Source organism: Caulobacter sp. FV2ye17ST (assembly GCF_058680955.1).
In genome coordinates, this window is sequence record NZ_CM178727.1 from 4,180,781 (window position 1) to 4,203,904 (window position 23,124).

Here is a 23,124-nt window from a genome sequence, read left to right on the forward strand (position 1 = left end):
CCTAGAACGAAAAGGCCAGCTTGGCGCCCACGAACCGGCCGTCATTGTCATAGCCCCGCGCCGTGCCGATGCCGCTGTAATCTGCGCTGGGCTTGAGACCGCACAGCACCCCGGCCGAGGCCACGGGGCCGTCGCCGGCGATCCGGCTTTCCACAGAGGTCCTGGCGATCCCGCGCGGCAGTCGCACCGGGGCGTTGGCGTAGCGCACCGGCACGGACAGATCCGGCCTGGAGCTTTGCATCGCCGCATCCCGCGCCAGCGACATCATCGGGGCCTTGGCCGGGATCGCATAGGGCTTGAGGCTGATCGGCTCGGCGTGTGCGGCGCCCGCGGCGGCGCCCAGAACAAGGCCGGCCAGAAAGGTCAGGGTGCGGGTCATGAAATCCTCAACGCGGTCTTCGTCGTCCCCACCCCCAGGATGGGCCTTTGCTCCGTTGCCGTCGAGAGCCCACGAAAAAGCCCCGGCGGTTTCCCGCCGGGGCTCATCATTCCGATCTGGTCGGGATCTAGCGGCGCGAGCCGAAGATGCTGAGCAGGAACTGGAACAGGTTGATGAAGTTCAGATAGAGGTTCAGCGCGCCGTAGTTGGTGGCCACCGCCATCGAGTTCTGGTCGCCGCCCATTTCGTAATAAGCGGTTTTCAGACGCTGGGTGTCATAGGCGATCAGGCCCGCGAAGATGAACACGCCCAGGATGCTGATGATGAAGCTCAGGCCCGGCAGGCGCAGGAACATCTGGGCCAGCGACGCCAGAACCAGGCCGATCAGGCCCATGATCAGGAAGCTGCCGAAACCCGTCAGGTCCTTCTTGGTGGTGTAGCCGAACAGGCTGAGACCGCCGAAGGCGATGGCGGTGATCAGGAAGGTCGAGGCCACCGAGGCGCCGGTATAGGCCAGCAGCCACACGCCCGCGCCCGCGCCGATCGTGGCGACCAGCGCCCAGTACAGCGCGCCGGACGACTTGGCGGTGGGGTTCTTCATGGCGAACATCGCCACCAGCATCATGGCCAGCGGGGCGAAGCGGATGATCGTGCCGGCCATGGTGAACCCGGCCAGACGGCCATCGGGGGTCAGCACATACAGAAGGCTGGCCACCGGCTGGTAGGCGCTGGTCAGATAGGCGAGTCCGGCGGACAGCAGGAGACCCAGGGCCACCTTGTTGTAGACGCCGAGCATGAAGCTGCGCAGGCCGGCGTCAACCGACATGTCGGCGCGATCCGCCGGGATCGAGCGCGCATAGCCGCGGTTGAGGTCGTTCATCGAGGGAAAACCCTTTGATTGCATCACGCCCAATTTGGACGCCTGACGAATATCGGCATCCTGGAGCCTTCGCGCAAGGGATGGCTGTTGTGAGCGGCGGCGGACCGCTTAAATAGTCCCAACGCAAGAAGAGCAGGGACGGGGCGGAATGGATTATTCGGAACTGGGACGGACCGGCGTGATGGTGTCGCGCTGCTGCCTGGGCACCATGACCTGGGGCTCGCAGAACAGCGAAGAGGAGGCCCACGCCCAGATGGACTACGCGCTAGAGCGCGGCGTCAATTTCTGGGACACGGCCGAGATGTATTCCAGCCCGCCTGATCCCAAGACCCAGGGCAATACCGAGCGCCACATCGGCTCGTGGCTGGCCAAGACCGGCAAGCGCGACGAGATCGTCCTGGCCTCCAAGGTCGCCGGTCGCGGCAGCGCCTTCGGCGGCCTGACCTGGATGCGGGCCGACGGCGCCCCCACCCGCCACACCCGGGCCCAGATTGACGAGGCCGTCGAGAACTCCCTCAAGCGCCTCAACACCGACTATCTGGATCTCTACCAGCTGCACTGGCCCGACCGGCCGGTGCGGGTGTTCGGCGGCCAGACCTTCAAGGACTACGAGCAGGACTACGAGACCTTCGGCGACATCCTCGAGGCGCTGGACGCCCACGTGAAGAAGGGGACGATCCGCGCGATCGGCGTCTCCAACGAGTTTCCGTGGGGCGTGATGCGCTTCCTGGCCGAAAGCGAAGGTCGAGGCCTTCCGCGCATCGCCTCGATCCAGAACGCCTATCACCTGGCCAACCGCACCTTCGAATATGGCCTGGCCGAAATCGCGATGCGCGAGCAGGTCGGCCTGCTGGCCTATTCGCCGCTGGCTCAGGGCGCCCTGACCGGCAAATATCTGGACGGGGCCCTGCCCGAGGGCTCGCGCAAGGCGCTCTATAACCGCATGCAGCGCTATGAAGGCCCCGGGGCCGAAGCCGCGATCCGCGCCTATGTTGATCTGGCCGGTAAGTTCGGCATTGATCCCGCGACCCTGGCCCTGAAGTTCTGCGACACGCGCCAGTTCGTCACCTCGACCATCATCGGCGCCACCTCGATGGACCAGCTGAAGATCGGCATCGACGCCTTCGACCTGACCTGGACCGACGAGCTGGAAAAGGCCGTCAACGCCATCCACGCCGCCCAGCCCAATCCCTGCCCCTGACGCCCATGCTGCGCCTGTTCACCGCCATCGCCGTGCCGCCCGAAATCGGCCAGGGCCTGCTGACCCGTCAGCACGGCATCGAGCACGCGCGCTGGCGGCCCCAGGACGCCTTCCACATCACGCTGAAGTTCATCGGCGATGTGCAGGAGCCGGTGGCCGCCGAACTGGACGAGGCCCTGGCGGCGATCGAGGCCCCGGCCTTTGATTTGGAGCTGGCCGGGGTCGGCCATTTCGGCGAAGGCGTCGAGATCCACGCCGTCTGGGCCGGGGTCGCGGAAAGCCGCGACCTGCGCGGACTGGCCAAGGCCAACGAGCGGGCGGCGCGCGAAGTGGGCCTCAAGCCCGAAGCGCGGCTCTACACGCCGCATGTCACCCTGGCCTATCTCAAGCGCCCCGCCGTGCCCGAGGTCGGCGCCTGGGTCCAGGCCAACAACCTGCTGCATTCGCCGCCGTTCCGGGTGGATCGCTTCGGGCTCTATTCCAGCTGGCTGGGCGGCGAGGGCTCGGTCTATCGGCTGGAGCGGGAATATCCGCTGGGCTGAGCCGGGCGAGGCCAGAAGCGGACAGGGTGATTGTCTGTTCGGGGTGGTTTCACGACGTTTCAGTCGCCCGAGAGACCATCCATCCAATCGGCTTCCGTAAGCAGATGAGAGCACTCTTCCACGCTAATCAGCGCTTGGTCAGACGAAACGATAGGTTCCGATTCACTCGGAAGACACACGAACGCCTGGCCATCGTAGCCATAGAAAATGGCGCGGCAGGTCACCAAAGACCGTATCAGCATCCACTCGCCACTATCTGGATCACCGCACGCGATTAGAGCTCGGCGCAGAGCGTCTTGGTTTGGAATCCGAGCGACCTCCGCGTATCCGTAAGGCTCGTTAGCCGGCAGCGGAAATTTCGATACCTCGTTCGCGTGTCGCATGCCGAAGAGCGCGGGATCGGCTGCTACGTGGCTGAGGATGAGATCCGCGATTGGCTCGATACAGGCCTTGAGGCGGGCATCAATGAACGCTTTATCCGAGTGTGCAGGGATCGCTGGTGAGACTAGGTAGAGCTTCATTGTTGGAGTCTAACATTCTTGCGTCGCATGTCCGCAACGGGTCGAAAACAGTCTTTGGCTCATTGCCAACAAGCGGACGCCCCGCGTCCCGCTCATCCTTAAATCTCCTGGAGGCTGCAGCGTGCTGGTCTGGAAAGGTCAGTCAAGGACGGCTTCGCCGCCGCGGAGCGGCCGCCCGGAGGGCGGTGTCGGCGGAGTGACCTTTCCAGACCAGCGATCGTCTCGCCGTGAGATCTAGGGATGGCTCCCTTCGGCGCGAAGGGGGGCGGGCGGCTACCCCCATAGATCACCGTCATTCCCGCCCTTGTGGCGGGAACGCCTGCTTCAGCTGACACGTGAGACGCCAGCGAAGTGCGCGCGCACTTCGCCCCTCCCGCACCTGCGGCGGACAGAGGGGTTCCCGCCACAAGGGCGGGAATGACGGGAGGGTATGGGGATAGACTGTGCTGCATCCCCGTTTTTTCGAAAGTCGATCTCAACGAAATCAACGCCTTGTAAGAAACTTGATCGCGCCAATCAGACGCGCTGAAACCTCCCGCATAATCATCCCACCTCGTCGCGAGGGAAGGGCGCAAGGCCAGCGACCATTGCGGCGGCGGGGGGTGATCGAGCGGGGCTGGGCTTCAGGGGGATACTGAAGCGCGTCCGGGGATCTGGTTGCTGGCCGGACCCGCCCGCCGTTGGCGTGGATGAGGGCAAGCGGGTGTGTTCATTAGTCATTAGATTGGCTCGCCCGCCTCGACCGCCGAGCGGTTCCGGAAACGGAGCGGCTCGGCTCCCGGTAAGGCCTGAACAGGGCCACCTGACGGGACGCTGACGGACAACGATGACGCGGAGCGGACGGCTTCGTCGAAACGGTAATCTCTATCTCTCATCCGGACGTCGTCCGGACGCTCCGCGACCCTTTCCATCAACTCGGCGGTTTCCGCGCGAGGTCGAGACGCCGTGTCCGTTAAGCCGCCGCGTGATCCTTCAGCACACCCAGCGGCACAATCGCCAGCATCTCCTCGTGCGACGCCTCCAGCACCACCGGCGGGGCCAGGCCCGCGTCGAGGGCATCCTTCCAGCGGCCGGCGCACAGGCACCAGCGGTCGCCGGCCTTCAGGCCGTGGAAGGCAAATTCCGGTCGGGGGGTGGAGAGGTCGTTGCCGGCGGCCTTGGAGAACACCAGGAACTCGTCGGTCATCACCGCGCAGACCGTATGGAGGCCCAGATCGTGCGGACCCGTCTCGCAGCAGCCGTTGCGGTAAAAGCCCGTCACCGGGTTCACGGAACAGGGGATCAGCTCCTCGCCCAGCACATTGCGGGCGTTCTCGTCATAACGCGTGGTCATGCGGCGATCCTATCCCGCTTCGCGCGATCCGTGACCAAGATTAGCGCGCGTCGAACGTCTTTGCTTTTGCCGTGGCCCGCGCGTGATTAAGAAGGCTGTATAAGAAAAGACCGCAGGGAATTTTGCATGTCCACCGTCGCCAGGCCGCGCCGCAGCGCTCTCTATATGCCCGCCTCGAACGCCAAGGCGGTCGAGAAGGCGCGCACCCTGGACGCGGACGTGATCATCCTCGATCTCGAGGACGCCGTGGCGCCCGAGATGAAGGAAGCCGCCCGCGACGCGGCCGTGGCGGCCGTCAAGGCCGGCGGCTTTGGGGCTCGCGAGGTGGTGATCCGCACCAATGGCCTGGACACCCCCTGGGGGGCCGAAGATCTCGCGGCCGCCGCCGAGGCCGGCCCCGACGCGGTGCTGGTGCCCAAGATCAACGATGCCGGCGATGTGCGGGTTTACAACGCCGCCCTGCATGCTGCGCCGCCAGCAACACGGCTGTGGACCATGATCGAGACCGGCAAGGCTGCCTTCCACCTGTGGGAGATCGCCGCCGCCAGCCACTCGACCCGGCTGTCGACCTTCGTGATGGGGGTCAACGACTTCGCCAAGGAGATGCGGGCCCGCCAGACGCCGGATCGCGCGCCGTTCCTGCCGCTGCTGACCCTGTCGGTCGCGGCCGCCCGGGCCCACGGCCTGACCATCCTGGACGGGGTGCACAACGACATCGAGGATCTGGACGCGCTGGAGGCGGTCTGCGTCCAGGGCGTCGATTTCGGCTTCGACGGCAAGACCCTGATCCACCCCAAGCATCTGGAGATCTGCAACCGGGTGTTTTCGCCCTCCGCCGACGAGATCGCCTGGAGCCAGGCGGTGATCGCCGCCTTCAAGGCGCCCGAAAATGCGGGCAGGGGAGCCCTGCGGGTCGACGGCAAGATGGCCGAGCGCCTGCATCTGGCCCAGGCCGAGCGTCTGGTCCAGGTCGCCGCCGCCATCGCCGCCAAGGCCGGTTAGGATCTCTGTTGATGCGGGCTCTCTTCCTGTGTGTCGCTCTGGTCGCCGGTCCGGTCCTGGCTCAGGAGTCGCCGGTCGCCACCGCGCCCCAGGGCACCGCGCCCCAGGCCGGGGCGCCCGCAGCCCCCGTGGCCTCGACGGATCCCCTGCAGACGCCGCCGGACCCGGCCGCGGACCCGCAGGCTCCGGTCGTCCTTGATCCGCTGGGCGACCTGATCACCCAGACCGGCAACACCGACGAGGAAGACGCCCAGCCGGCCGCGCCGGCGCCGTATCACAAGCCCACTATCCTGCCGATCCCGACGCCGGAACCGCCGTCGGTGTCCTTCCCGCCGGACGGCGACCATGCCGTACCGCAGGGCAGCTATGTGCCGGCCGAGCGGATCTATGAACTGCGGGTCAAGGGCTCGATCGTCGCCGCCCAGGGCCTGCAGGGTCCGCTGGACGGCGGCTGGAAGGTTTCGGGTCCCGACGGATCGATCCTCTACGCCCTGCAGATCGTCGATCCGGCCGGGGGCTATGGGCCTGTCGAAGGCGCCTGGCGCGACGTGCGCCGGGCCGGGGCCGTCGGCTCGACCGGACTGATCGAGAGCGTCGAGCGGTCGGGCTCCGAACTCGTCGTGCGGTTCAGTCCCCGGGGCGGCCAGTCCGCGGTGCTGACCCTCAGCCCGACGGGCTCGACCCGCTGGAGCGGCAACCTCTATGACGCCGGCGCCAACCAGCCGGTGGTCGCCGAGCGCGAGGCCCCGCCCAGCCTGCCGCCGGGCTATGTGATCCAGGGTCGTGGCCCGGTGATCTGGGGCGCGCCGCGCGCCGCTCCGGCGCGCGCGGCTCCGGCCAGGGCGCCGGCCTGCTCGACCAAGGGCAAGACCGGCAAGGCGCTCAAGGCCGCCAAGGCCCGCTGCGCCGCCCTGGCCAAGAAGAGCGGCGCGAAAGGCAAGGCCGTGGCCAAGGGCAAGAAGGGCTCCAAGGCCAAGGCGACCCCGGCCCGCAAGGGCAAGGCGGCGGCGAGCAAGAAGAAGGCCCCGGCCAAGAAGAAGCCGAACCTGCGTTAGAGGCTCAGCGCCGAGCGGGCCGCCGCGACCGCCGCGTCAAGGGCGGTCGGCGCGAAGGCCTCGGCGGGACTGTGGCCCCAGACCGGCCCCGGCCAGGCCGGATCGCCGATCCGGCGGCCGATGACATGGACGTGGAGTTGCGGCGTGACATTGCCCAGGGCGCCGACGTTCAGCTTGTCGACCGTCAGGCCCAGCGCCGCGCCGACGGCCCGAACCGCGTCGCCGGCCAGGACGATCTCGTCCATCAGGGCGATGCGGTCGGCCGGCGACAGGTCCTCGATCTCGCGCAGACCCGGCTGGCGCGGGATCAGCACGATCCACGGATAGCGGGCGTCCAGTTGCAGCCGGGCCTCGCAGAGACGCAGGTCGCCCAGCGCCTCCGAGGTGGCGACAAAGGCCGGGTCCAGAGCGAACTCAGCCACGTTTGGGAACCGCCGCCCAATAGTCGAAGTCGAGGATGACGTGCTCGTTATAGACCCCCGCCTCGTCCTTGCCCGGGAAGTCATCGCAGGGCCGGTCGCGGGTCGCCACCAGCCGCAGCCGCAGCGCCCCGACGCCGCCGCCCAGGTCGGCCTTGTCCAGCACCTCGCTCCAGGCGAACACCGTGGCCCCGGCGAAATAGGGGCTGACATGGCGGCCGCCATTGATCGCCAGGATCAGGCCGGCGTTCTGCAGGCCATTGAACGACAGGGCCTTGGCCGTCGAGATCACCACGCCGCCATAAACGAGGCGCCGGCCCGACGGGTCCTTGGCGCGCTCGAACTGGTTGAAGTGGACCTTGGCGGTGTTCTGCCACAGGCGGGTGGCCATGGCGTGCTCGGCCTCCTCGATGGCCATGCCGTCGACATGGTCGATCCGCTCGCCGATCGCGTAGTCCTCGAAAGCGTGCGGCGCGCCGCCCAGGGCGTAGTCGTATTTCGAGAAGTCCAGGGTGGCGGGGATGATCAGGTCCCTGGCCGCCACCGCCTCGGCCAGCTTCGGCGTCGCCTGCTCGGGGACCTCTGCCTCGGCCGAGCGCTTGCGCACCATCACCCAGCGCACATAGCTCAGAACCGCCTCGCCGCGCTGGTTGGTCCCGGTGGTTCGCACATAGACGACGCCGGTCTTGCGGTTGGAGTTTTCCTTCAGCCCGATGACCTCGGACTCGGCCATCAGGGTGTCGCCCGGATAGACCGGCGCCAGGAACAGGCCCTCGGCATAGCCCAGATTAGCCACGGCGTTCAGGCTGATGTCGGGCACCGTCTTGCCGAACACGATGTGGAAGGCGATCAGCGGATCCACCGGGGCGGCGGGCAGGCCGCTGGCCCGCGCCACCTCGTCCGACGAAAACAGCGAAAAGCGCGGACCGTAGAAGGCGGTGTAAAGCGCCACATCGCCCGCCGTCACCGTGCGCGGCGTGGCGTGGACCAGCACCTGGCCCAGCCTGAAGTCCTCGAAATAGTTCCCGGGGTCGGTCTTGCTCATCCCTGCGCATCCTTATCGTTGTTCAGACAGTCTTGCCGCAGTGCAGCGAAACGGGAAAGGGGGCTTGAGGCTTGGCCGCTCCGGGCGTAGACCGCCGCGAGAATTTCCATCCACAGTCCTGACGGAGACCCTATGGCTCGCGCGAAGATCGCCCTTATCGGCGCCGGCATGATCGGCGGCACCCTGGCTCACATCGCGGCTCGCGAAGAGCTTGGCGACATCGTCCTGTTCGACATCAGCGAAGGCACGCCGCAGGGCAAGGCCCTGGACATCGCCGAAGCCTCGGCCGTGTTCGGCAAGGACATCGTCCTGAAGGGCGCCAATGACTATGCCGACATCGCCGGCGCCGACGTCTGCATCGTGACCGCCGGCGTGCCCCGCAAGCCGGGCATGAGCCGCGACGACCTGCTGGGCATCAACCTGAAGGTCATGAAGGCCGTCGGCGAAGGCATCAAGCAGCACGCCCCCAACGCTTTCGTCATCTGCATCACCAACCCGCTCGACGCGATGGTCTGGGCCCTGCAGCAGTTCTCGGGCCTGCCCAAGGAAAAGGTCATCGGCATGGCCGGCGTCCTGGATAGCGCGCGCTTCGCCTACTTCCTGGCCGAAAAGACCGGCGTGTCGGTCGAAGACATCCACGCCTGGACCCTGGGCGGCCACGGCGACGACATGGTGCCGATGGTCCGTCACTCGACGGTCGGCGGCCTGCCCCTGCCGGAACTGGTCAAGCAGGGCTGGATGACCCAGGAAGAGCTCGACGGCATCGTCAAGCGCACCCGCGGCGGCGGCGGCGAGATCGTCGCCCTGCTGAAGACCGGCTCGGCCTTCTACGCTCCGGCTGAATCGGCCATCGCCATGGCCACCAGCTATCTGAAGGACAAGAAGCGCGTCCTGCCGTGCGCGACCTTCCTGACCGGCCAGTACGGCCTGGACGGCCTCTATGTCGGCGTGCCGGTCGTCATCGGCGCCGGCGGCGCGGAAAAGATCGTCGAGTTCGAAACCAATGACGAAGAGAAGGCGATGTTCGCCGCCTCGGTCGCTTCGGTGAAGGGCCTGATGGAAGCCTGCAAGGCCATCGACCCGTCGCTGGTCTAGGCCTTACAGACATCCCAAACGACGAAGGGCGGCTCCTCGCGGGGCCGCCCTTTTTCTTGGTCGCTTGACGTCTAGTGCGCTGCGGCGTCGGCCGGCTCGGCCGAGATATCTTCCAGCGTCTTGCCCACTTGCTTGGCGCCATAGTCCTTGGCCACGTCGCCCAACGAGAGAATGCCGGTCAGGGCGCCGGCGTCGTTGAGCACCACCAGGCGGCGGATCTGGTTACTGGCCATCTTGGCGGTGGCGTCGGCCAGGACGTCGTCTTCCTTGACGCTGTGGACCTCGCCCTCGGTCATGGCTTCGGAGATCGGCGAGTCGAAGCTGCGGCCTTCGGCGACCACCCGCAGAACGATATCGCGATCGGTGACCAAGCCCACCACCTTGCCGTCATCAACGATCGGCACGGCGCCGGTTTCGACGTGGGCCATCATCTGGGCCACCTTGCGGACCGTATCGGTGGGGGCGACGGTCGAGACCTGACCGGTCATGGCGTCGCTGACTTTCATGGGGAAACCTCGTGGTTTGAACTCAAGCTCCCTAAACCCTTGCCGATCACCTCGCGTTCCCCGCTTTCGCTTCGGAGGCGTCCGCCCTATCTGTGCGCCACATCTTCAAGCGGAGCTTCCATGTCCCTTTCCATCCACCAGGCCAGCGTCCCCGTCTTCGTCCAGGGCCTGAAGGGTCTGAAGGTCGTACTGACCAAGGCCTCCGCCCATGTCGAGGCCAAGAAGCTTGATCCTGAGGCCCTGCTGAAGGCCCGCCTGTATCCGGACATGTTCCCGCTGATCCGCCAGGTGCAGATCGCCACCGACTTCGCCAAGGGCTGCGCCGCGCGCCTGGCCGGCGAGGAGGTTCCGGCCTGGGACGACGTGGAGACCGGCTTCGACGACCTGATCGCACGCGTCGACCGCGCCATCGCCTATGTCGAAGGCCTGGACGCCGGCAAGTTCGAGGGCGCCGAAGACCGCGACATCACCCTGACCCGTCGCGGCGAGACCAGCGTGGTCAAGGGCCTGGCTTATCTGCAGACCCAGGCCCAGCCGAACTTCTTCTTCCACCTGACCACCGCCTACGCGATCCTTCGCAAGAACGGCGTCGAGGTCGGCAAGCGCGACTATCTCGGGACGGCCTGAAGCTGGTCGGCGGCGGCCCTCAAGGCCGCCGCCGAAACGCCCATACCAAGGCGGCCAGAGCCGTCACGACCCCGCCCGCCGCTGTCAAAAGCACCGCAAGGGCGCTCAATAACTGCGGATCCATCTCCCACTCACTGTCTCATCCAAGGTTTGCTCCAAGACCGCAGAATGACTCCGAGGAGCGACGAGTCCGGACGTACCGTGGCGTGCGGCGCGCGCATCGACTCGAATTCCTTGCATTTTCCACAGGGTCCAAGCATAAGACCCGCCTTCCGGCGCTTCATCAGCAGCGCCTCTACCGTCACGACCCCAGCCCGCTAGCGCGGGATCCATCTGGACGAGGCCGGTGAGGACCCCCGTCGACGTTATCGTCCACGGGGGCTGATTGCGTTTGGTCCGTATTTAACCAGGGCTACCCATGTTCGACGGCCTTACAGAGCGGCTCTCCGGCGTATTCGACCGCCTCGGCGGTCGCGGCGTGCTGTCCGAAAAGGACGTCGACGAGGCGCTGCGCGAGGTCCGCGTCGCCCTGCTGGAAGCCGACGTCGCCCTGCCGGTGGTCAAGGACTTCATCAGCAAGGCCAAGGAACTGGCCTCGGGCGAGGCGGTCATCCGCTCGGTCAAGCCGGCCGATCAGGTGGTCAAGATCGTCTATGACGGTCTGGTCGACATGCTGGGCGGCGAAGAGCCCACCGGCCTGAACCTGGCCCTGAACCCGCCGTCGGTGATCCTGATGACCGGCCTGCAGGGCTCGGGCAAGACCACCACGACCGGCAAGCTGGCCCTGCGCCTGTCCAAGACCGAGCGCAAGAAGGTGCTGGTCGCCTCGCTCGACACCCGCCGTCCGGCCGCCATGGAACAGCTGGCCATGCTGGCCAAGCAGGTCGAGGTCGAGAGCCTGCCGATCATCGCCGGCCAGAGCGCCGTCGATATCGCCAAACGGGCGATGAGCGCGGCCAGGCTGGGCGGCTATGACGTTCTGATCCTTGACACCGCCGGCCGCACCACGCTGGACGAGGCGATGATGAGCGAAGCGGCGGAAATCGCCCGCATCGCCCAGCCGACCGAGACCCTGCTGGTCGCCGACAGCCTGACCGGCCAGGACGCGGTCCGCACCGCCAAGGCCTTCCACGAACGCCTGCCCCTGACCGGCCTGATCCTGACCCGCGCCGACGGCGACGGCCGGGGCGGCGCGGCGCTGTCGATGCGCCATGTCACGGGCCTGCCGATCAAGTTCCTCGGCGCCGGCGAGAAGATCGACGCGCTGGACGTGTTCGACGCCCGCCGCGTGGCTGGCCGCATCCTGGGTCAGGGCGACGTTGTCGCCCTGGTCGAGCGCGCCGCCGCCGATCTGGACCATGCCGAAGCCGAGCGCATGGCCAAGAAACTGGCCAAGGGCCAGTTCGACCTGAACGACCTGTCTTCCCAGCTGTCGCAGATGCAGAAGATGGGCGGCATGGAAGGCATCATGGGCTTGCTGCCGGGCGTCCAGAAGGTCAAGAAGCAGATCGCCGAGAGCGGCATCGACGACAGCATCTTCCGCCGCCAGCAGGCGATCATCAGCTCGATGACCAAGCTGGAGCGCAAGAAGCCCGACATCCTGGCCGCCTCGCGAAAGCGCCGCATCGCGGCCGGCGCCGGGGTGGACGTGGCCGAGGTCAACCGTCTGCTGAAGCAGCACCGCCAGATGGCCGACATGTTCAAGGCCATGTCCAAGGACGGCGGCAAGAGCCTGGCTCGCATGGCCGGCATGATGGGCGGCGGCGACATGTCGCGCCTGAAGGCCATGGGTGGCGGCAAGCAGGCCGCGCCCGATCAACAGAATTCCGCGGGAGGCCTGCCGGGTCTTCCCGGTCTCGGCGGTGGCGGCGACGCCAAGCCGAACCTCCTTTCCGGCCTGGGCGGCGGTCTGCCGCCCGGTTTCAACCCGTTCAAGAAATAGAACTCGAACTCAAGGACTATCGATATGCTGAAGATCCGTCTCGCCCGTGGCGGCGCCAAGAAGCGCCCGTACTACTCGATCGTCGTTGCTGACAGCCACTCGCCGCGCGATGGCCGTTTCATCGAAAAGGTCGGCACCTACAACCCGCTCCTCAAGAAGGACGACGCCGCTCGCGTCACCCTGAAGGTCGAGTCGATCCAGGCCTGGATCGCCAAGGGCGCCCAGCCGACCGACCGCGTCGCGCGCTTCCTGGCCGCCCAGGGCATCGGTTCGTGGACCCACGGCAACAACCCTGAAAAGGGCGCTCCGGGCAAGAAGGCCCAGGAACGCATCGCCGAACGCGCCCAGCGCGACGAAGACCGCAAGGCCGCCGACGTGAAGGCCGCTGAAGACGCCGCCGCCGCCGCCGCCCAGGCCAAGGAAGACGCCAAGGCCGCCGCTGAAGCCGAAGCCGCCGCCGCCGCTGAAGCCGCCGCTGCTCCCGCCCCGGAGCCGGTCGCTGAAGAAGCGCCGGTCGAAGCCGCCGCCGAAGAGGCTCCGGCCGCTGAAGCCGCTGCTGAAGAGGCCCCGGCTGAAGCTGAAAAGACCGAAGGCTAAGGCCTTTGACGCCGCCGCCCCGGTCTTCGGATCGGGGCGGCGATGTCTCTTTCCATGAGCACCCCGTCTCCCGCCAACCTGATCCTTGTCGGCCGCGTTTCCGGCGGCTTTGGCGTGCGCGGCGAGGTGAAGATCACGACCTATACCGAAGACCCCAAGAGCCTGGCCGACTTCAAGGCGCTGCTGCGCCAGGACGGCTCTCCGGCCCTGACCATCATCTCGGCCCGCGTGGCCAAGGAAGGCCTCGTCACCCGCTGCAAGGGGATCGAGACCAAGGAGGCCGCCGACGCCCTGCGCGGCCTGCGCCTCTATGTCCCCCGGGACTCCCTGCCCGAGCCCGACGAAGACGAATTCTATCTGACCGACCTGGTCGGCCTGCCCGTGCGCCATGTGGAGGGCGCCGCCCTGCTGGGGTCGGTGAAGAGCGTTCAGAACTTCGGGGCCGGCGACCTGCTCGAGATCCTTCCTGCCTTGGGAGGGCAAACCTGGTATCTGCCCTTTACCCGGGCGGCCGTGCCCGAGGTGAAGATCCAGGAGCGTTTGATCCTCGCCGATCCGCCCGCCCTGGTGGGAGAACCGGAAGGTCCGGCGCAAGAGGCCGATGACAGCGACGGCGCCGAGCGCCACTACGACTGACGACGGCCAATCCCAGGAGTTCGAGGACATGGCGACCGACGGAAAGTGGCGGGTCACCGCCTCGCGCTATGTTCACAAGGATCGCTGGATCGCCGTTCGCGCTGATGATTGCGTCACGGACGAAGGCGCGTTGGTCGCCCCCTACTACGTGCTGGACTATCCCGACTGGGTCGAGATCATCGCCCTCGACGCCGCCGACAACGTGCTGCTCGTCAGGCAGTACCGGCATGGCCTGGGCGGGATGTCGATCGAACTGCCGGCCGGCGGCATGGAGCCGACCGACACGGATCCCTGCGCCGCCGCCGCTCGCGAGTTGCTGGAAGAGACCGGATGCGCCGGGGTTCTGACCCTGGTCGGCGAAACGCGGGCCAATGCCGGCACCCATTCCAACCGCACCCACATCGTTCTGGCGCGACAGGTGGTGAAGGTCGCCGAGCCCAAGGACGACCCGACCGAACGGATCGAGCGGCTCTGGGTCCCGGCCGCCGACGCGCTGCGCATGGCCCTGGCGGGCGAACTGACCGTCGGCATGCAGGTGGCATCGCTGCTGCGCGGCCTGGCTCGGGCCGGCGTGGCGTCAATCAGTCTGGCGAACCGTCCTGCTTCCTGATCCGCATCGGGCGGTCCTGGACCACCTATAACGACGGCCGGCCGAAGAGGATTGATCTCAAAATCAATCAAAGAGAGTGTAAAGAGGCCAATGCCCTCAATGCGATGTCGAGCCCTATGCCTGTCGATCTACTGGCCGCTGACAGGGCGTTTGCCCATATTCATCAGATCCGGGGCCAGAGCGTCGTTCTCGACGACGCGATCGCTGCTCTGTTCGGCGTCGAGACCCGGCGCCTCAACGAACAGGTCCGCCGCAACGCCGCACGGTTCGAGGGCTATGCCTTTCAACTGACAGCGGGTGAGATCGCCAACTTGATATCGCAAAATGCGACATCAAGTTCCTGGGGCGGCCGGCGCAAACATCCCTGGGCCTTCACTGAACACGGCGTGGTCATGGCCGCGACTGTTCTGAAGTCCGATTCCGCCATCGCCGCGATGAAGATGGTCGTCGAGGTCTTCGTGAGTGCGCGTCGAAGACAGGATGCCTCACCGCAAATCACCAGCGGCGTGAGTACCGGCGTCGGCCTGATCCCCAGACTGACCCAGGCTATGGCGGCGGTGCTGGATTCGGTGGTGAACCAGCATCACGGAACCTCCGTTCGGGAGGAGGCCCAGGACCTGCTGGACCGCTCCATCGCCCATCTGAAGGATCGGCTATCGCGCGCCGGTCTGGAAAATGAGGAACTCGCAGCCCGGGCGACCAAGCTTCTCGCGGAAGCCGAGGCCAGCAAGGCGACCGCCGCCAAGACCCAAGCCGAGGCCGGCGAAATCGAATTGCGCGTCCTGGCGCGCAAACTCCAGCTGGTGATCGAAGCCGAGCGCGCGATGACCGGGGGCGATATCGACCGGTTCGTCGGTGTTCTGGAACGGCTGGGCGGTTAGAGGCCCTACTTCTTGATCCGCATCAGGCATTCCTGGGCCACCGAGGCCAGCAGGGTTCCGTCCTGGCTGAACATCTGGCCGCGCACCATGCCGCGACCCTGGGAAGCGCTGGGGCTGTCCTGGGCGAACAGGGTCCAGTCGTTGAAGTTGAACGGCCGGTGGAACCACATGGCGTGGTCCAGGCTGGCCGACTGCAGGCCGGGCGTGGTCCAGATCAGGCCGTGCGGGCGAAGGGCGCTTTCCATGAAGGCCATGTCCGAGGCATAGGCCAGGGCCGCCTGCTGCATCTTGACGTCGTCGCCGATCGGCGCGCGGGCCCGCATCCAGACTTCCTTGGTGCCCGACTTTTTCTCGGGCTTGACCGGGTTCTGCGGATCGACCCAGCGGATGTCGATCGGACGCGGCTTGTCCAGGAAGCGCAGCATCTTGGGATGGATCTGGTCGCCCAGGCCGCGCAGGAAGTCGCCTTCGGTCTGGACGTCGTCTGGAGCCGGGGCGGCGGGCATCGGCGACTGGTGCTCGAAGCCGTCCTCGGGCGTCTGGAACGAGCAGGCCAGGTTGAAGATCTGCTCGCCGTGCTGGATCGCGGCCACCCGGCGGGTGGTGAAGGTGCCGCCGTCGCGGGCCCGCTCCACCTCATAGAGCACCGGGGCGTTCACATCGCCGGGGCGGATGAAATAGGCGTGCAGCGAATGGCAGATCCGCTCGGGCACGGTCCTGTAGGCGGCCAGCAGGGCCTGGGCGATGACCAGCCCGCCAAAGATGCGCGGAAAGCCGTCATTGGGGCTGGTTCCGCGAAACAGGTTCACCTCGATGGCTTCGAGGTCGAGGATGTCGGCGAGGTTTTCGGGCGTCTGCATGGCGATGGGTTATTCCCCAAGCGCCGCCGGGGCAAGACGCGACCTTGCGTCATGTCGTCCTGATCGCCATCGTTTACGCATGCCGCCCCCGATCGTGCACCACCCCGCCTTCCGGGCCGAGATGCCTGAGGGGCACCGGTTTCCGATGGACAAGTTCTCGCGGCTGGCCGCCCTGCTCGAGCTTGAGGGCCTGCCAGGACCCGATGGATTTCATCTTCCGGAGCCGGTCGACGTCGAAACCCTCCTGCTGGTCCACACGCAAGACTACGTGCGCGGCGTGATCGAGCAGTCTCTGCCCGCCGACATCGTGCGCCGCATCGGCATGCCCAACAGCGAGTCGGTGGCGGTTCGGGCGCGGGCGGCGACGGGAGGCACGCTGCTGACCGCGCGGCTGGCCCTGGAGCACGGCCTGGCCTGCAACACCGCCGGCGGCAGCCATCATGCGGCGGCCGAAAGCGGGGCGGGGTTCTGCGTGTTCAACGACGTGGCCGTGGCGGCGCGGCGCCTGCAGGCCGAGGGCGCGATCGGCAAGGCGCTGGTGGTGGATCTGGACGTCCACCAGGGCGACGGCACGGCGCGGATCTTCGAGAACGATCCCAGCGTCTTCACGTTCTCGATGCACGCCGAAAAGAACTTTCCGGCCCGCAAGGCGGTCAGCGATCTGGATATCGACCTGGCCGACGGCACCGGCGACGAGGGCTATATGGCGAGGCTGGCGGAGATCCTGCCGGCGCTGCTGGCGCGAGAGAAGCCGGATCTGGTGTTCTTCAACGCCGGGGTCGATCCGCACGCGGACGACAAGCTGGGGCGTCTGTCCCTGAGCGACGAGGGGCTCGCGCGGCGCGAGGCGTTCGTCCTGGGCTGCTGTCTGGAAAGGCGGATCCCCGTGGCGGGGGTGATCGGCGGCGGTTATGACGCCGACATCGATCGATTGGCGCATCGTCACGCCATTCTCCACCGGGCTGCCCGAGAGGCCTTGAAGGCCTGAGGGCGTCGAACCCGGTGGAGCTACGCGGCGATCACTTAGAAGCTCGAGGCGAGCGAACCGACGATGACGGCCAGCGGCAGAACCGCGAGAACCAGGGTGGCGAAGCCGGCGAAAGCGTTGGTGTTGATGGTCATGGTCTTGATCCCTTTGTTGTCCGCCGCGGTTGTTCGCGTCCGGTGAACAGGGATATAGGCCCGCCCTTTGGTGAATACCCGTTACCTTTGCGTCATGAAGGCTTTTTAAGAAACTTCCGGCCATCAATTAGCATTACATTGGTGTAATTTTATGTGATCGGCACCGATCAGAGCAATATTTCACTTCGTCCCAGACCGCTTCCCACTTCTTTCGCCAGGTGAACGGCCGACCGCAGGACAGGCATGGCTTGGAGGGCAGATCGCCCTTGCGCACGGCCTTGCCGCCGCCGCGTCCGCCGCGCGAGGCCCGGCCCTCGGCCATTCCGTCCCCTACTCTTCCGATGGCGCGACCAGGAAGATGCCGCGCAGGGTGGCGATCGGCGCGGCGCGGGTTTCCTGCCACGCCTCGACATGGACATTGGCGACCCGCCGGCCCAGCTTCTTGATCGTGGCCCGGGCATAGGTGGTCACCGGCCGGCCCGAGCGCAGATATTCGATCGAGACGTCGACCGTGCGCGGCTGGCGCTTCATCGGCGAGATCACCGACAGCTGGGCCACGGCCGTCATCTCCATGAAGGCGCCCAGCACCCCGCCATGGATAGCGGGCAGCATCGGATTGCCGACGATGTGATCGGCGAACGGCAGGATGGCGGTCATCTCGTCGCCCGCCAGTTCGGCGGTCACGCCCAGGAACCGGGCATAGGGGATCGAGCCCAGAACGGCGACCAGGCGGTTATCGGCGTCGCTCATGCGGCCTCTCCCTTTGCCTTGGAGGGCTTCAGATTGGCCCCGGCCTTCTTGCCGGCGCTGCTGTCGAGCATGAAGGTGGCCTGGGCGGTGGCCACGGGGTCCTCCGGGTCATCCTCGTAGGCCACGGCGCGGACGAAGGCGACCGAGCGGGTCACCTTGTAGCAGTGGGCCCGGGCCATCACGTCGCGGCCGGGCTGGGCCGGGCGCATATAGTCGATGCGCAGGTCCAGGGTGGCGATCGAGGTCCAGGTCTCCAGCGCCGCGTGCACCGCTTGGCCGCTGGCGTGGTCCAGCAGGGTGGTCATCACTCCGCCGGCGATCACGCCGGTCTCGGGGTCGCCGACGATCTCGGGACGGTAGGGCACTTTCAAGATCGCCACCGCGTCGCCGATCTTCAGGGTGGTGAAGCCCAGGGCCCGCGCCTGCGGGCTGCCCTCGTTCATCGCCGTGGCGATCATGCGGGATTGTTCGTTGTCATCGCTCATGGGGATAGGATTAGCAGCGCGCGCGTTGTCATATCCAGCGTGATCAAGCCCGAAGACCTTCTCTGTCCCCGACCCGATGGCCTCTACTGCCCGCCGGGGGACTTCTATATCGACCCGGTCCGTTCCGTGGACCGGGCGGTGATCACCCATGGTCATGCCGACCACGCCCGCGCCGGCCATGTCGATGTGGCCGCCACGCCCGAAACCCTGGCCATCATGGCCGTGCGCTATGGCGAGGATTTCGCAATGCGCCGCCAGGTCGCGCCCTATGGGCAGCCGTTCACCCACAATGATGTCGAGGTCACCCTGGTCCCGGCCGGCCATGTGCTGGGCTCGGCCCAGGCGGTGGTGCGCTGGAAGGGCCTGACCATGGTGGTCTCCGGCGACTACAAGCGCCGCCGCGATCCAACCTGCGCGCGGTTCGAGCCCGTGCCCTGCGACGTGTTCATCACCGAGGCCACCTTCGGCCTGCCGGTCTTCCGCCACCCCGACGACGCCGGCGAGATCCGCAACCTGCTGGCCAGCGTCGCCCAGTTTCCCGAGCGCACCCATCTGGTCGGGGCCTATGCCCTGGGCAAGGCCCAGCGGGTGATCCGGCTGCTGCGCGAGGGCGGCTGGGACCAGCCGATCTATGTGCATGGCGCGCTGGAGCGGCTGAACGCCCTGTACGAAGATCACGGCGTCGACCTGGGGCCGTTGCTGCCCGCCACCACCGGCCAGGCCAAGAAGGACTTCGCCGGCCAGATCGTCATCGCCCCGCCCTCGGCCATCGCCGACCGCTGGTCGCGCCGCTTCGCCGATCCGGTCGACTGCTTCGCCTCCGGCTGGATGCGCGTCCGGGCCCGGGCGCGGCAGCGGGGCGTCGAGCTGCCGCTGATCCTGTCGGACCACGCTGACTGGGACGAGCTCACCGCCACCCTGTCGGAGCTGCATCCCGGCGAGGTGTGGATCACCCATGGCCGGGAAGAGGCCCTGCTGCGCTGGTGCGAACTGGAGGGCCTGCCGGCCCGGGCGTTGCGGCTGGTCGGGTATGACGAGGAAGAGGGGGAGTAGGGGAAGGACTTTGGGGGCGCTTGCCCGGAGTCAGCAAAGTTGCGCCATGGGGGTGGAAATAGGTCGCGGGCCCTGCCACCAAGGTCCCAGGGGAAGCTTGAGTCCGGGGTTGGAATGAAGGCCTGTTTTTCGTTGTCCTGTCTGCTGTTGTCCGTCGGCGCGCCGGCGCTGGCCCAGGACCCCGCGCCGGCCGCCGTTCCCGCCCAGGTGCGCGCGCTCGAGGGATGCTGGCGTGGCGAAGGCGTCGTGATGGACAAGCCCGTTGTGATCACCCTGGCCGCGCGGCCGATCACGGAAGGCGCCATGTTCCTGGTCGAGGCGCAGAGCCAGGCCAAGTCCGACCCGAAGGACCGCTACGCCGCCCATCTGGTCTTCGGCGGCCACGGCGCGCCGCCGAAAGACGGCGAGGCGACGGCGATCTCGGGGTTCTGGATCGACAGTTTCGGCGGCGACTTCACCGCCTCGGGCGCCGGATCGGCCGCCCCGGACGGGTTCGAGGTCGCCTACGCCTATCCCGACGCCGCCTTCGTCAATCGCTGGCGGCGGACGTCGGATCGTCTGGCCTGGACCATCGTGGCCAAGAGCGGCTCGGCGCCTGAAGCGGCCTTCGCCAGCTACGCTCTTGAACGCACGACCTGCCCCAGCGCCGGCGGCTAGCCGCAGGGGCCTTACGCCGCCCCCGCCACCTTGAACGTCGCATGGGCCCGGGCCACCGGCTTGCCGTCGGCCCGCACCGTGGCGTCGGCGTAGCACAGGCTCTTGCCGGGCTTGATGAAGTCGGTGTCGAACTCCAGCCACTGGCCCAGCTTGGCCGCGCCCAGATAGTCCAGGCTCAGGGAAACCGTGACCAGGCCGCTGGACGGGATGTTCAGGGCCTTCAGCATCACGCCGCACGACAGGCCCATGGCGTTGTCGGCCAGGGCGGCGATCAGGCCGCCGTGCGGGGCACCGCGCGAATTGGTGTGGGGCTCGCGGATCTCGATCCCCAGCACCCAGCGGTCCTGCCGGATGTCAGCATAGAGCGGCTCCCACGGCGTGGTCAGCGGGCTGTGGCGCGTGTGAAGCGTGAAGGGTTCTGGCGGCTGGAAGGTCATGCCCGGTCTCCGTTCCGCAATTCAAACATGTGTTTGAATTGGCGGCAAGCGCCATCATCGTGCTAGCGTCACCGTGAGACGGGGGACGCCGATGGCCAGGGACAATGGGGCGCGGAAGCTGGATGCGGCCAAGGTGGTCGAGACGCTGGATAACCTGCGTCTCCGGGTCTCCGAGCGTTTTCCCGAGGCCGGCCTGGCCCAGGTCTGCGAGCAGCTGACCCTCACCGCCCGCACCACCGCCCAGAGGGCCAGGCGGCTGTCGCGACCCTATCTGGGACTGCGTTTTCTGGTTTTGGCCGTGGTGCTGGTCGCGATCCTGGCCGAGCTGGCCCTGGTCGCCCGGCTCGATTGGCTGGCCACCCTGCGCGGCGCCGACGCCCTGAAGCTGGCCCAGGGACTGGAGCCGGCGGTCAATCTGATCCTGCTGTCGGGCGCCGCGGCCTGGTTCCTGGTCTCGCTGGAAACCCGCTGGAAGCGCGGCCGGGTCCAGAAGGCGCTGCACGAGCTGCGCTCCTTCGCCCACGTCATCGACATGCACCAGCTGACCAAGGACCCGACCCTGGTGCTGGGACCGCGCACGGCCTCCTCGCCGGTGCGCGAGATGAACCGCTTCCAGCTGGCCCGCTATCTGGACTATTGCGCCGAGATGCTGGCCCTGACCGCCAAGCTGGCCGCCCTCTATGCCGGCGAGAGCGATGATCCGGTCATCGTCGCCGCCGTCAACGACATCGAGACCCTGACCTCGGACCTGGGCCGCAAGATCTGGCAGAAGATCATGATCCTGGGCCAGCTCGACGAAACCCGCCCAACCTGAAGCTTGAAGTCTGAACCGGAAGGGACGGGAAGGCGTTCGATGTCCATGCGCGCCTTCGCCCACCTGCTGGACCGGCTGTCCCTGACCAGCTCGCGCAACGCCAAGCTGACCCTGATCGAGGACTTCCTGCGCGGCCAGCCCGACCCTGACCGGGGCTTCGCCCTGGCGGCCCTGACCGGCGCCCTGTCGTTTTCCGCTGCCAAGCCGGCCTTCATCCGCAAGGCGGTCGAGGCGCGGATGGACGCCCAGCTGTTCGCCTGGTCCTACGACTATGTCGGCGATCTGGCCGAGACCGTGGCGCTGGTCTGGCCCGCGCGTCCAGGCGCCAATCGCGAGCCGGAGCTCTCCGAAGTGGTCGAGGCCCTGCGCACCGCCTCGCGCGGCGAGGTCCAGCGGCTGATCGAAGACTGGCTGGACGCTTTGGATCCCGACGGCCGCTGGGCGCTGCTGAAGCTGATGACCGGCGGCCTGCGGGTCGGCATTTCGGCGCGGCTGGCCAAGCAGGCCTGCGCCAATCTGGGCAAGGTCGAGATCGGCGAGATTGAGGAGGTCTGGCACGCGCTGGAGCCGCCCTATGGCGACCTGTTCGCCTGGCTGGAGGGACGGTCGGAGCGGCCCTCGCCCGACGCGCGGGGGCGCTTCCGACCGGTGATGCTGGCCCAGGCCATCGACGAGGCCGTGGATTTCGCAAGGCTCGACCCGGCCGACTATGTCGCCGAATGGAAGTGGGACGGCATCCGCGTGCAGGCCGTCAGCGAGCGGGGCGAGCGGCGGCTCTACACCCGCACCGGGGATGACATCTCGGCGACCTTTCCCGACGTGCTGGCGGCGCTGGACTTCGACGGGGCGCTGGACGGCGAGCTGCTGGTGATCCGCGACGGGGCGCTGGCGTCGTTCGGCGACCTGCAGCAGCGGCTGAACCGCAAGACGGTCGACGCCAGACAGCTGGCGGCCTATCCGGCCGGCATTCGCGCCTATGACCTGTTGCTGGACGGCGAGACCGACGTGCGGGCCCTGCCCTTCGTGGAGCGGCGGGCGCGGCTGGAGGCCTTCGTGGCGAAGATCGGCAATCCGCGCATCGACCTCTCACCGCTGCAGCCGTTCGAAACCTGGGAGGGACTGGCGACCCTGCGCGGCGAGCCGCCGGAAGGCGACGCGCGGCTCTCGGAGGGCCTGATGCTGAAGCGCCGCGACAGCGTCTACGAGCCCGGTCGACCCAAGGGGCCGTGGTTCAAGTGGAAGCGCGATCCCCGGCTGATCGACGCGGTGCTGATGTACGCCCAGCGCGGCCACGGCAAGCGCTCCAGCTTCTATTCCGACTACACCTTCGGCGTCTGGCGCGAGGATGAGCGGGGCGAGCGGGCCCTGACCCCGGTGGGCAAGGCCTATTTCGGCTTCACCGACGAGGAGCTGAAACAGATCGACCGGTTCGTGCGCGACAACACCGTCGAGCGGTTCGGGCCCGTGCGGTCGGTTCGGGCCGACCTCGACTTTGGCCTGGTGTTCGAGGTGGCGTTCGAGGGGCTGCAGCGCTCGACCCGGCACAAGTCGGGCGTGGCCATGCGCTTTCCCCGGATCAGCCGCATCCGCTGGGACAAGCCCGCGCGTGAAGCCGACATCCTCGAAACCCTGGAGCGAATGCTGGATTAAGCGGTCGGCGTTCACCTCTCGTTTG

Annotated in this window: 26 protein-coding genes and 2 pseudogenes; 16 read left to right on the forward strand and 12 right to left on the reverse strand. The window is 67.3% G+C overall.

What is annotated here, in order from left to right; all coding sequences use genetic code 11:
• Position 1 precedes the first annotated feature (1 nt).
• Positions 2–379, reverse strand: coding sequence for a hypothetical protein (locus ACW17V_RS20175; protein WP_492106802.1), 378 nt, complete (start codon positions 377–379; stop codon positions 2–4).
• 127 nt (positions 380–506) lie between these two features.
• Positions 507–1,259 (reverse strand): Bax inhibitor-1/YccA family protein, encoded by a 753-nt coding sequence (locus tag ACW17V_RS20180; protein ID WP_492106803.1) that lies wholly within the window; start codon positions 1,257–1,259, stop codon positions 507–509.
• A 148-nt stretch (positions 1,260–1,407) separates the two neighbouring features.
• Between ACW17V_RS20180 and ACW17V_RS20185 the strand changes: the two genes are divergently transcribed.
• Entirely contained in the window at positions 1,408–2,460 is a 1,053-nt protein-coding gene (locus ACW17V_RS20185; RefSeq protein ID WP_492106804.1) for an aldo/keto reductase, read from the forward strand.
• A 5-nt stretch (positions 2,461–2,465) separates the two neighbouring features.
• The gene (gene thpR / locus ACW17V_RS20190; protein WP_492106805.1) at positions 2,466–3,002 is read left to right on the forward strand and encodes an RNA 2',3'-cyclic phosphodiesterase; all 537 of its coding nucleotides are present in this window, start codon (positions 2,466–2,468) and stop codon (positions 3,000–3,002) included.
• Positions 3,003–3,813: 811 nt separating this feature from the next.
• On the opposite strand, the pseudogene ACW17V_RS20195 reads toward thpR, so the two are convergent.
• Positions 3,814–3,950: pseudogene (locus ACW17V_RS20195) on the reverse strand (hypothetical protein); the annotation flags it as partial.
• Positions 3,951–4,475: 525 nt separating this feature from the next.
• Complete coding sequence (locus ACW17V_RS20200) at positions 4,476–4,856, reverse strand: DUF2237 family protein (RefSeq protein WP_492106806.1); 381 nt, start codon at positions 4,854–4,856, stop codon at positions 4,476–4,478.
• Positions 4,857–4,982: 126 nt separating this feature from the next.
• Between ACW17V_RS20200 and ACW17V_RS20205 the strand changes: the two genes are divergently transcribed.
• Positions 4,983–5,858, forward strand: a complete 876-nt coding sequence (locus ACW17V_RS20205) for an HpcH/HpaI aldolase/citrate lyase family protein (RefSeq protein ID WP_492106807.1) — start codon at positions 4,983–4,985, stop codon at positions 5,856–5,858.
• Between the two features lie 11 nt (positions 5,859–5,869).
• Positions 5,870–6,913, forward strand: coding sequence for a hypothetical protein (locus ACW17V_RS20210; RefSeq protein ID WP_492106808.1), 1,044 nt, complete (start codon positions 5,870–5,872; stop codon positions 6,911–6,913).
• Here ACW17V_RS20210 and ACW17V_RS20215 read toward each other — a convergent pair.
• On the reverse strand, positions 6,910–7,335 hold the full coding sequence (locus ACW17V_RS20215) for an HIT family protein (RefSeq protein WP_492106809.1): 426 nt from the start codon (positions 7,333–7,335) through the stop codon (positions 6,910–6,912). The genes ACW17V_RS20210 and ACW17V_RS20215 overlap by 4 nt on opposite strands.
• Entirely contained in the window at positions 7,328–8,377 is a 1,050-nt protein-coding gene (locus ACW17V_RS20220; protein ID WP_492106810.1) for a MaoC family dehydratase, read from the reverse strand. The genes ACW17V_RS20215 and ACW17V_RS20220 overlap by 8 nt, the downstream gene beginning before the upstream one ends.
• 132 nt (positions 8,378–8,509) lie before the next feature.
• Here ACW17V_RS20220 and mdh point away from each other — a divergent pair, with 132 nt between their 5' ends.
• Complete coding sequence (mdh, locus tag ACW17V_RS20225; protein ID WP_492106811.1) at positions 8,510–9,472, forward strand: malate dehydrogenase; 963 nt, start codon at positions 8,510–8,512, stop codon at positions 9,470–9,472.
• 71 nt (positions 9,473–9,543) lie between these two features.
• Here the strand turns inward: mdh and ACW17V_RS20230 are convergent, their stop codons facing one another.
• Positions 9,544–9,978, reverse strand: a complete 435-nt coding sequence (locus ACW17V_RS20230; protein ID WP_492106812.1) for a CBS domain-containing protein — start codon at positions 9,976–9,978, stop codon at positions 9,544–9,546.
• Positions 9,979–10,098: 120 nt separating this feature from the next.
• Here ACW17V_RS20230 and ACW17V_RS20235 point away from each other — a divergent pair, with 120 nt between their 5' ends.
• The 6 genes from ACW17V_RS20235 to ACW17V_RS20260 all read left to right on the forward strand — a co-directional run bounded on the left by ACW17V_RS20235 (position 10,099) and on the right by ACW17V_RS20260 (position 15,271).
• A complete protein-coding gene (locus ACW17V_RS20235) occupies positions 10,099–10,605 on the forward strand; it encodes a DUF1993 domain-containing protein (RefSeq protein WP_492106813.1) in 507 nt (168 codons plus the stop codon).
• A 418-nt stretch (positions 10,606–11,023) separates the two neighbouring features.
• The gene (gene ffh / locus ACW17V_RS20240; RefSeq protein ID WP_492106814.1) at positions 11,024–12,547 is read left to right on the forward strand and encodes a signal recognition particle protein; all 1,524 of its coding nucleotides are present in this window, start codon (positions 11,024–11,026) and stop codon (positions 12,545–12,547) included.
• A 24-nt stretch (positions 12,548–12,571) separates the two neighbouring features.
• A complete protein-coding gene (rpsP, locus tag ACW17V_RS20245; RefSeq protein ID WP_492106815.1) occupies positions 12,572–13,144 on the forward strand; it encodes a 30S ribosomal protein S16 in 573 nt (190 codons plus the stop codon).
• Between the two features lie 54 nt (positions 13,145–13,198).
• Positions 13,199–13,780: a ribosome maturation factor RimM gene (gene rimM, locus ACW17V_RS20250; protein ID WP_492106816.1), complete on the forward strand. Its 582-nt coding sequence runs from the start codon at positions 13,199–13,201 to the stop codon at positions 13,778–13,780.
• 28 nt (positions 13,781–13,808) lie between these two features.
• Positions 13,809–14,390, forward strand: a complete 582-nt coding sequence (locus ACW17V_RS20255) for an NUDIX hydrolase (protein ID WP_492106817.1) — start codon at positions 13,809–13,811, stop codon at positions 14,388–14,390.
• Positions 14,391–14,506: 116 nt separating this feature from the next.
• Positions 14,507–15,271, forward strand: coding sequence for an ORF6N domain-containing protein (locus tag ACW17V_RS20260; protein WP_492106818.1), 765 nt, complete (start codon positions 14,507–14,509; stop codon positions 15,269–15,271).
• Positions 15,272–15,276: 5 nt separating this feature from the next.
• Here ACW17V_RS20260 and ACW17V_RS20265 read toward each other — a convergent pair whose 3' ends face one another.
• Complete coding sequence (locus ACW17V_RS20265) at positions 15,277–16,131, reverse strand: acyl-CoA thioesterase (protein ID WP_492106819.1); 855 nt, start codon at positions 16,129–16,131, stop codon at positions 15,277–15,279.
• A gap of 79 nt (positions 16,132–16,210) precedes the next feature.
• Here ACW17V_RS20265 and ACW17V_RS20270 point away from each other — a divergent pair, with 79 nt between their 5' ends.
• Positions 16,211–17,119 carry a histone deacetylase family protein gene (locus ACW17V_RS20270; protein ID WP_492106820.1) on the forward strand — a complete coding sequence of 303 codons (909 nt, stop codon included), beginning with the start codon at positions 16,211–16,213 and terminating at the stop codon, positions 17,117–17,119.
• Positions 17,120–17,386: 267 nt separating this feature from the next.
• Here the strand turns inward: ACW17V_RS20270 and ACW17V_RS20275 are convergent, their stop codons facing one another.
• Genes ACW17V_RS20275 through ACW17V_RS20285 form a run of 3 tightly spaced genes read right to left on the reverse strand, consistent with a single transcriptional unit; the run spans position 17,387 to position 18,488 of the window.
• Positions 17,387–17,575 carry a DUF2256 domain-containing protein gene (locus tag ACW17V_RS20275; RefSeq protein ID WP_492106821.1) on the reverse strand — a complete coding sequence of 63 codons (189 nt, stop codon included), beginning with the start codon at positions 17,573–17,575 and terminating at the stop codon, positions 17,387–17,389.
• Between the two features lie 8 nt (positions 17,576–17,583).
• Positions 17,584–18,003, reverse strand: coding sequence for a PaaI family thioesterase (locus ACW17V_RS20280; RefSeq protein ID WP_492106822.1), 420 nt, complete (start codon positions 18,001–18,003; stop codon positions 17,584–17,586).
• Positions 18,000–18,488, reverse strand: coding sequence for a PaaI family thioesterase (locus tag ACW17V_RS20285; protein WP_492106823.1), 489 nt, complete (start codon positions 18,486–18,488; stop codon positions 18,000–18,002). The genes ACW17V_RS20280 and ACW17V_RS20285 overlap by 4 nt, the downstream gene beginning before the upstream one ends.
• Before the next feature lie 25 nt (positions 18,489–18,513).
• On the opposite strand from ACW17V_RS20285, the pseudogene ACW17V_RS20290 reads away from it, so the two are divergent.
• Together ACW17V_RS20290 and ACW17V_RS20295 are read left to right on the forward strand one after the other, a co-directional pair.
• A pseudogene (locus ACW17V_RS20290) lies at positions 18,514–19,541 on the forward strand (ligase-associated DNA damage response exonuclease).
• Between the two features lie 132 nt (positions 19,542–19,673).
• The gene (locus ACW17V_RS20295) at positions 19,674–20,198 is read left to right on the forward strand and encodes a hypothetical protein (RefSeq protein ID WP_492106824.1); all 525 of its coding nucleotides are present in this window, start codon (positions 19,674–19,676) and stop codon (positions 20,196–20,198) included.
• A gap of 11 nt (positions 20,199–20,209) precedes the next feature.
• Here ACW17V_RS20295 and ACW17V_RS20300 read toward each other — a convergent pair whose 3' ends face one another.
• Positions 20,210–20,635, reverse strand: a complete 426-nt coding sequence (locus ACW17V_RS20300; protein WP_492106825.1) for a PaaI family thioesterase — start codon at positions 20,633–20,635, stop codon at positions 20,210–20,212.
• 91 nt (positions 20,636–20,726) lie between these two features.
• Between ACW17V_RS20300 and ACW17V_RS20305 the strand changes: the two genes are divergently transcribed.
• Both ACW17V_RS20305 and ACW17V_RS20310 read left to right on the forward strand, forming a co-directional pair.
• Positions 20,727–21,449: a hypothetical protein gene (locus tag ACW17V_RS20305; protein ID WP_492106826.1), complete on the forward strand. Its 723-nt coding sequence runs from the start codon at positions 20,727–20,729 to the stop codon at positions 21,447–21,449.
• Between the two features lie 39 nt (positions 21,450–21,488).
• On the forward strand, positions 21,489–23,099 hold the full coding sequence (locus tag ACW17V_RS20310; RefSeq protein ID WP_492106827.1) for a cisplatin damage response ATP-dependent DNA ligase: 1,611 nt from the start codon (positions 21,489–21,491) through the stop codon (positions 23,097–23,099).
• Positions 23,100–23,124: the final 25 nt, after the last annotated feature.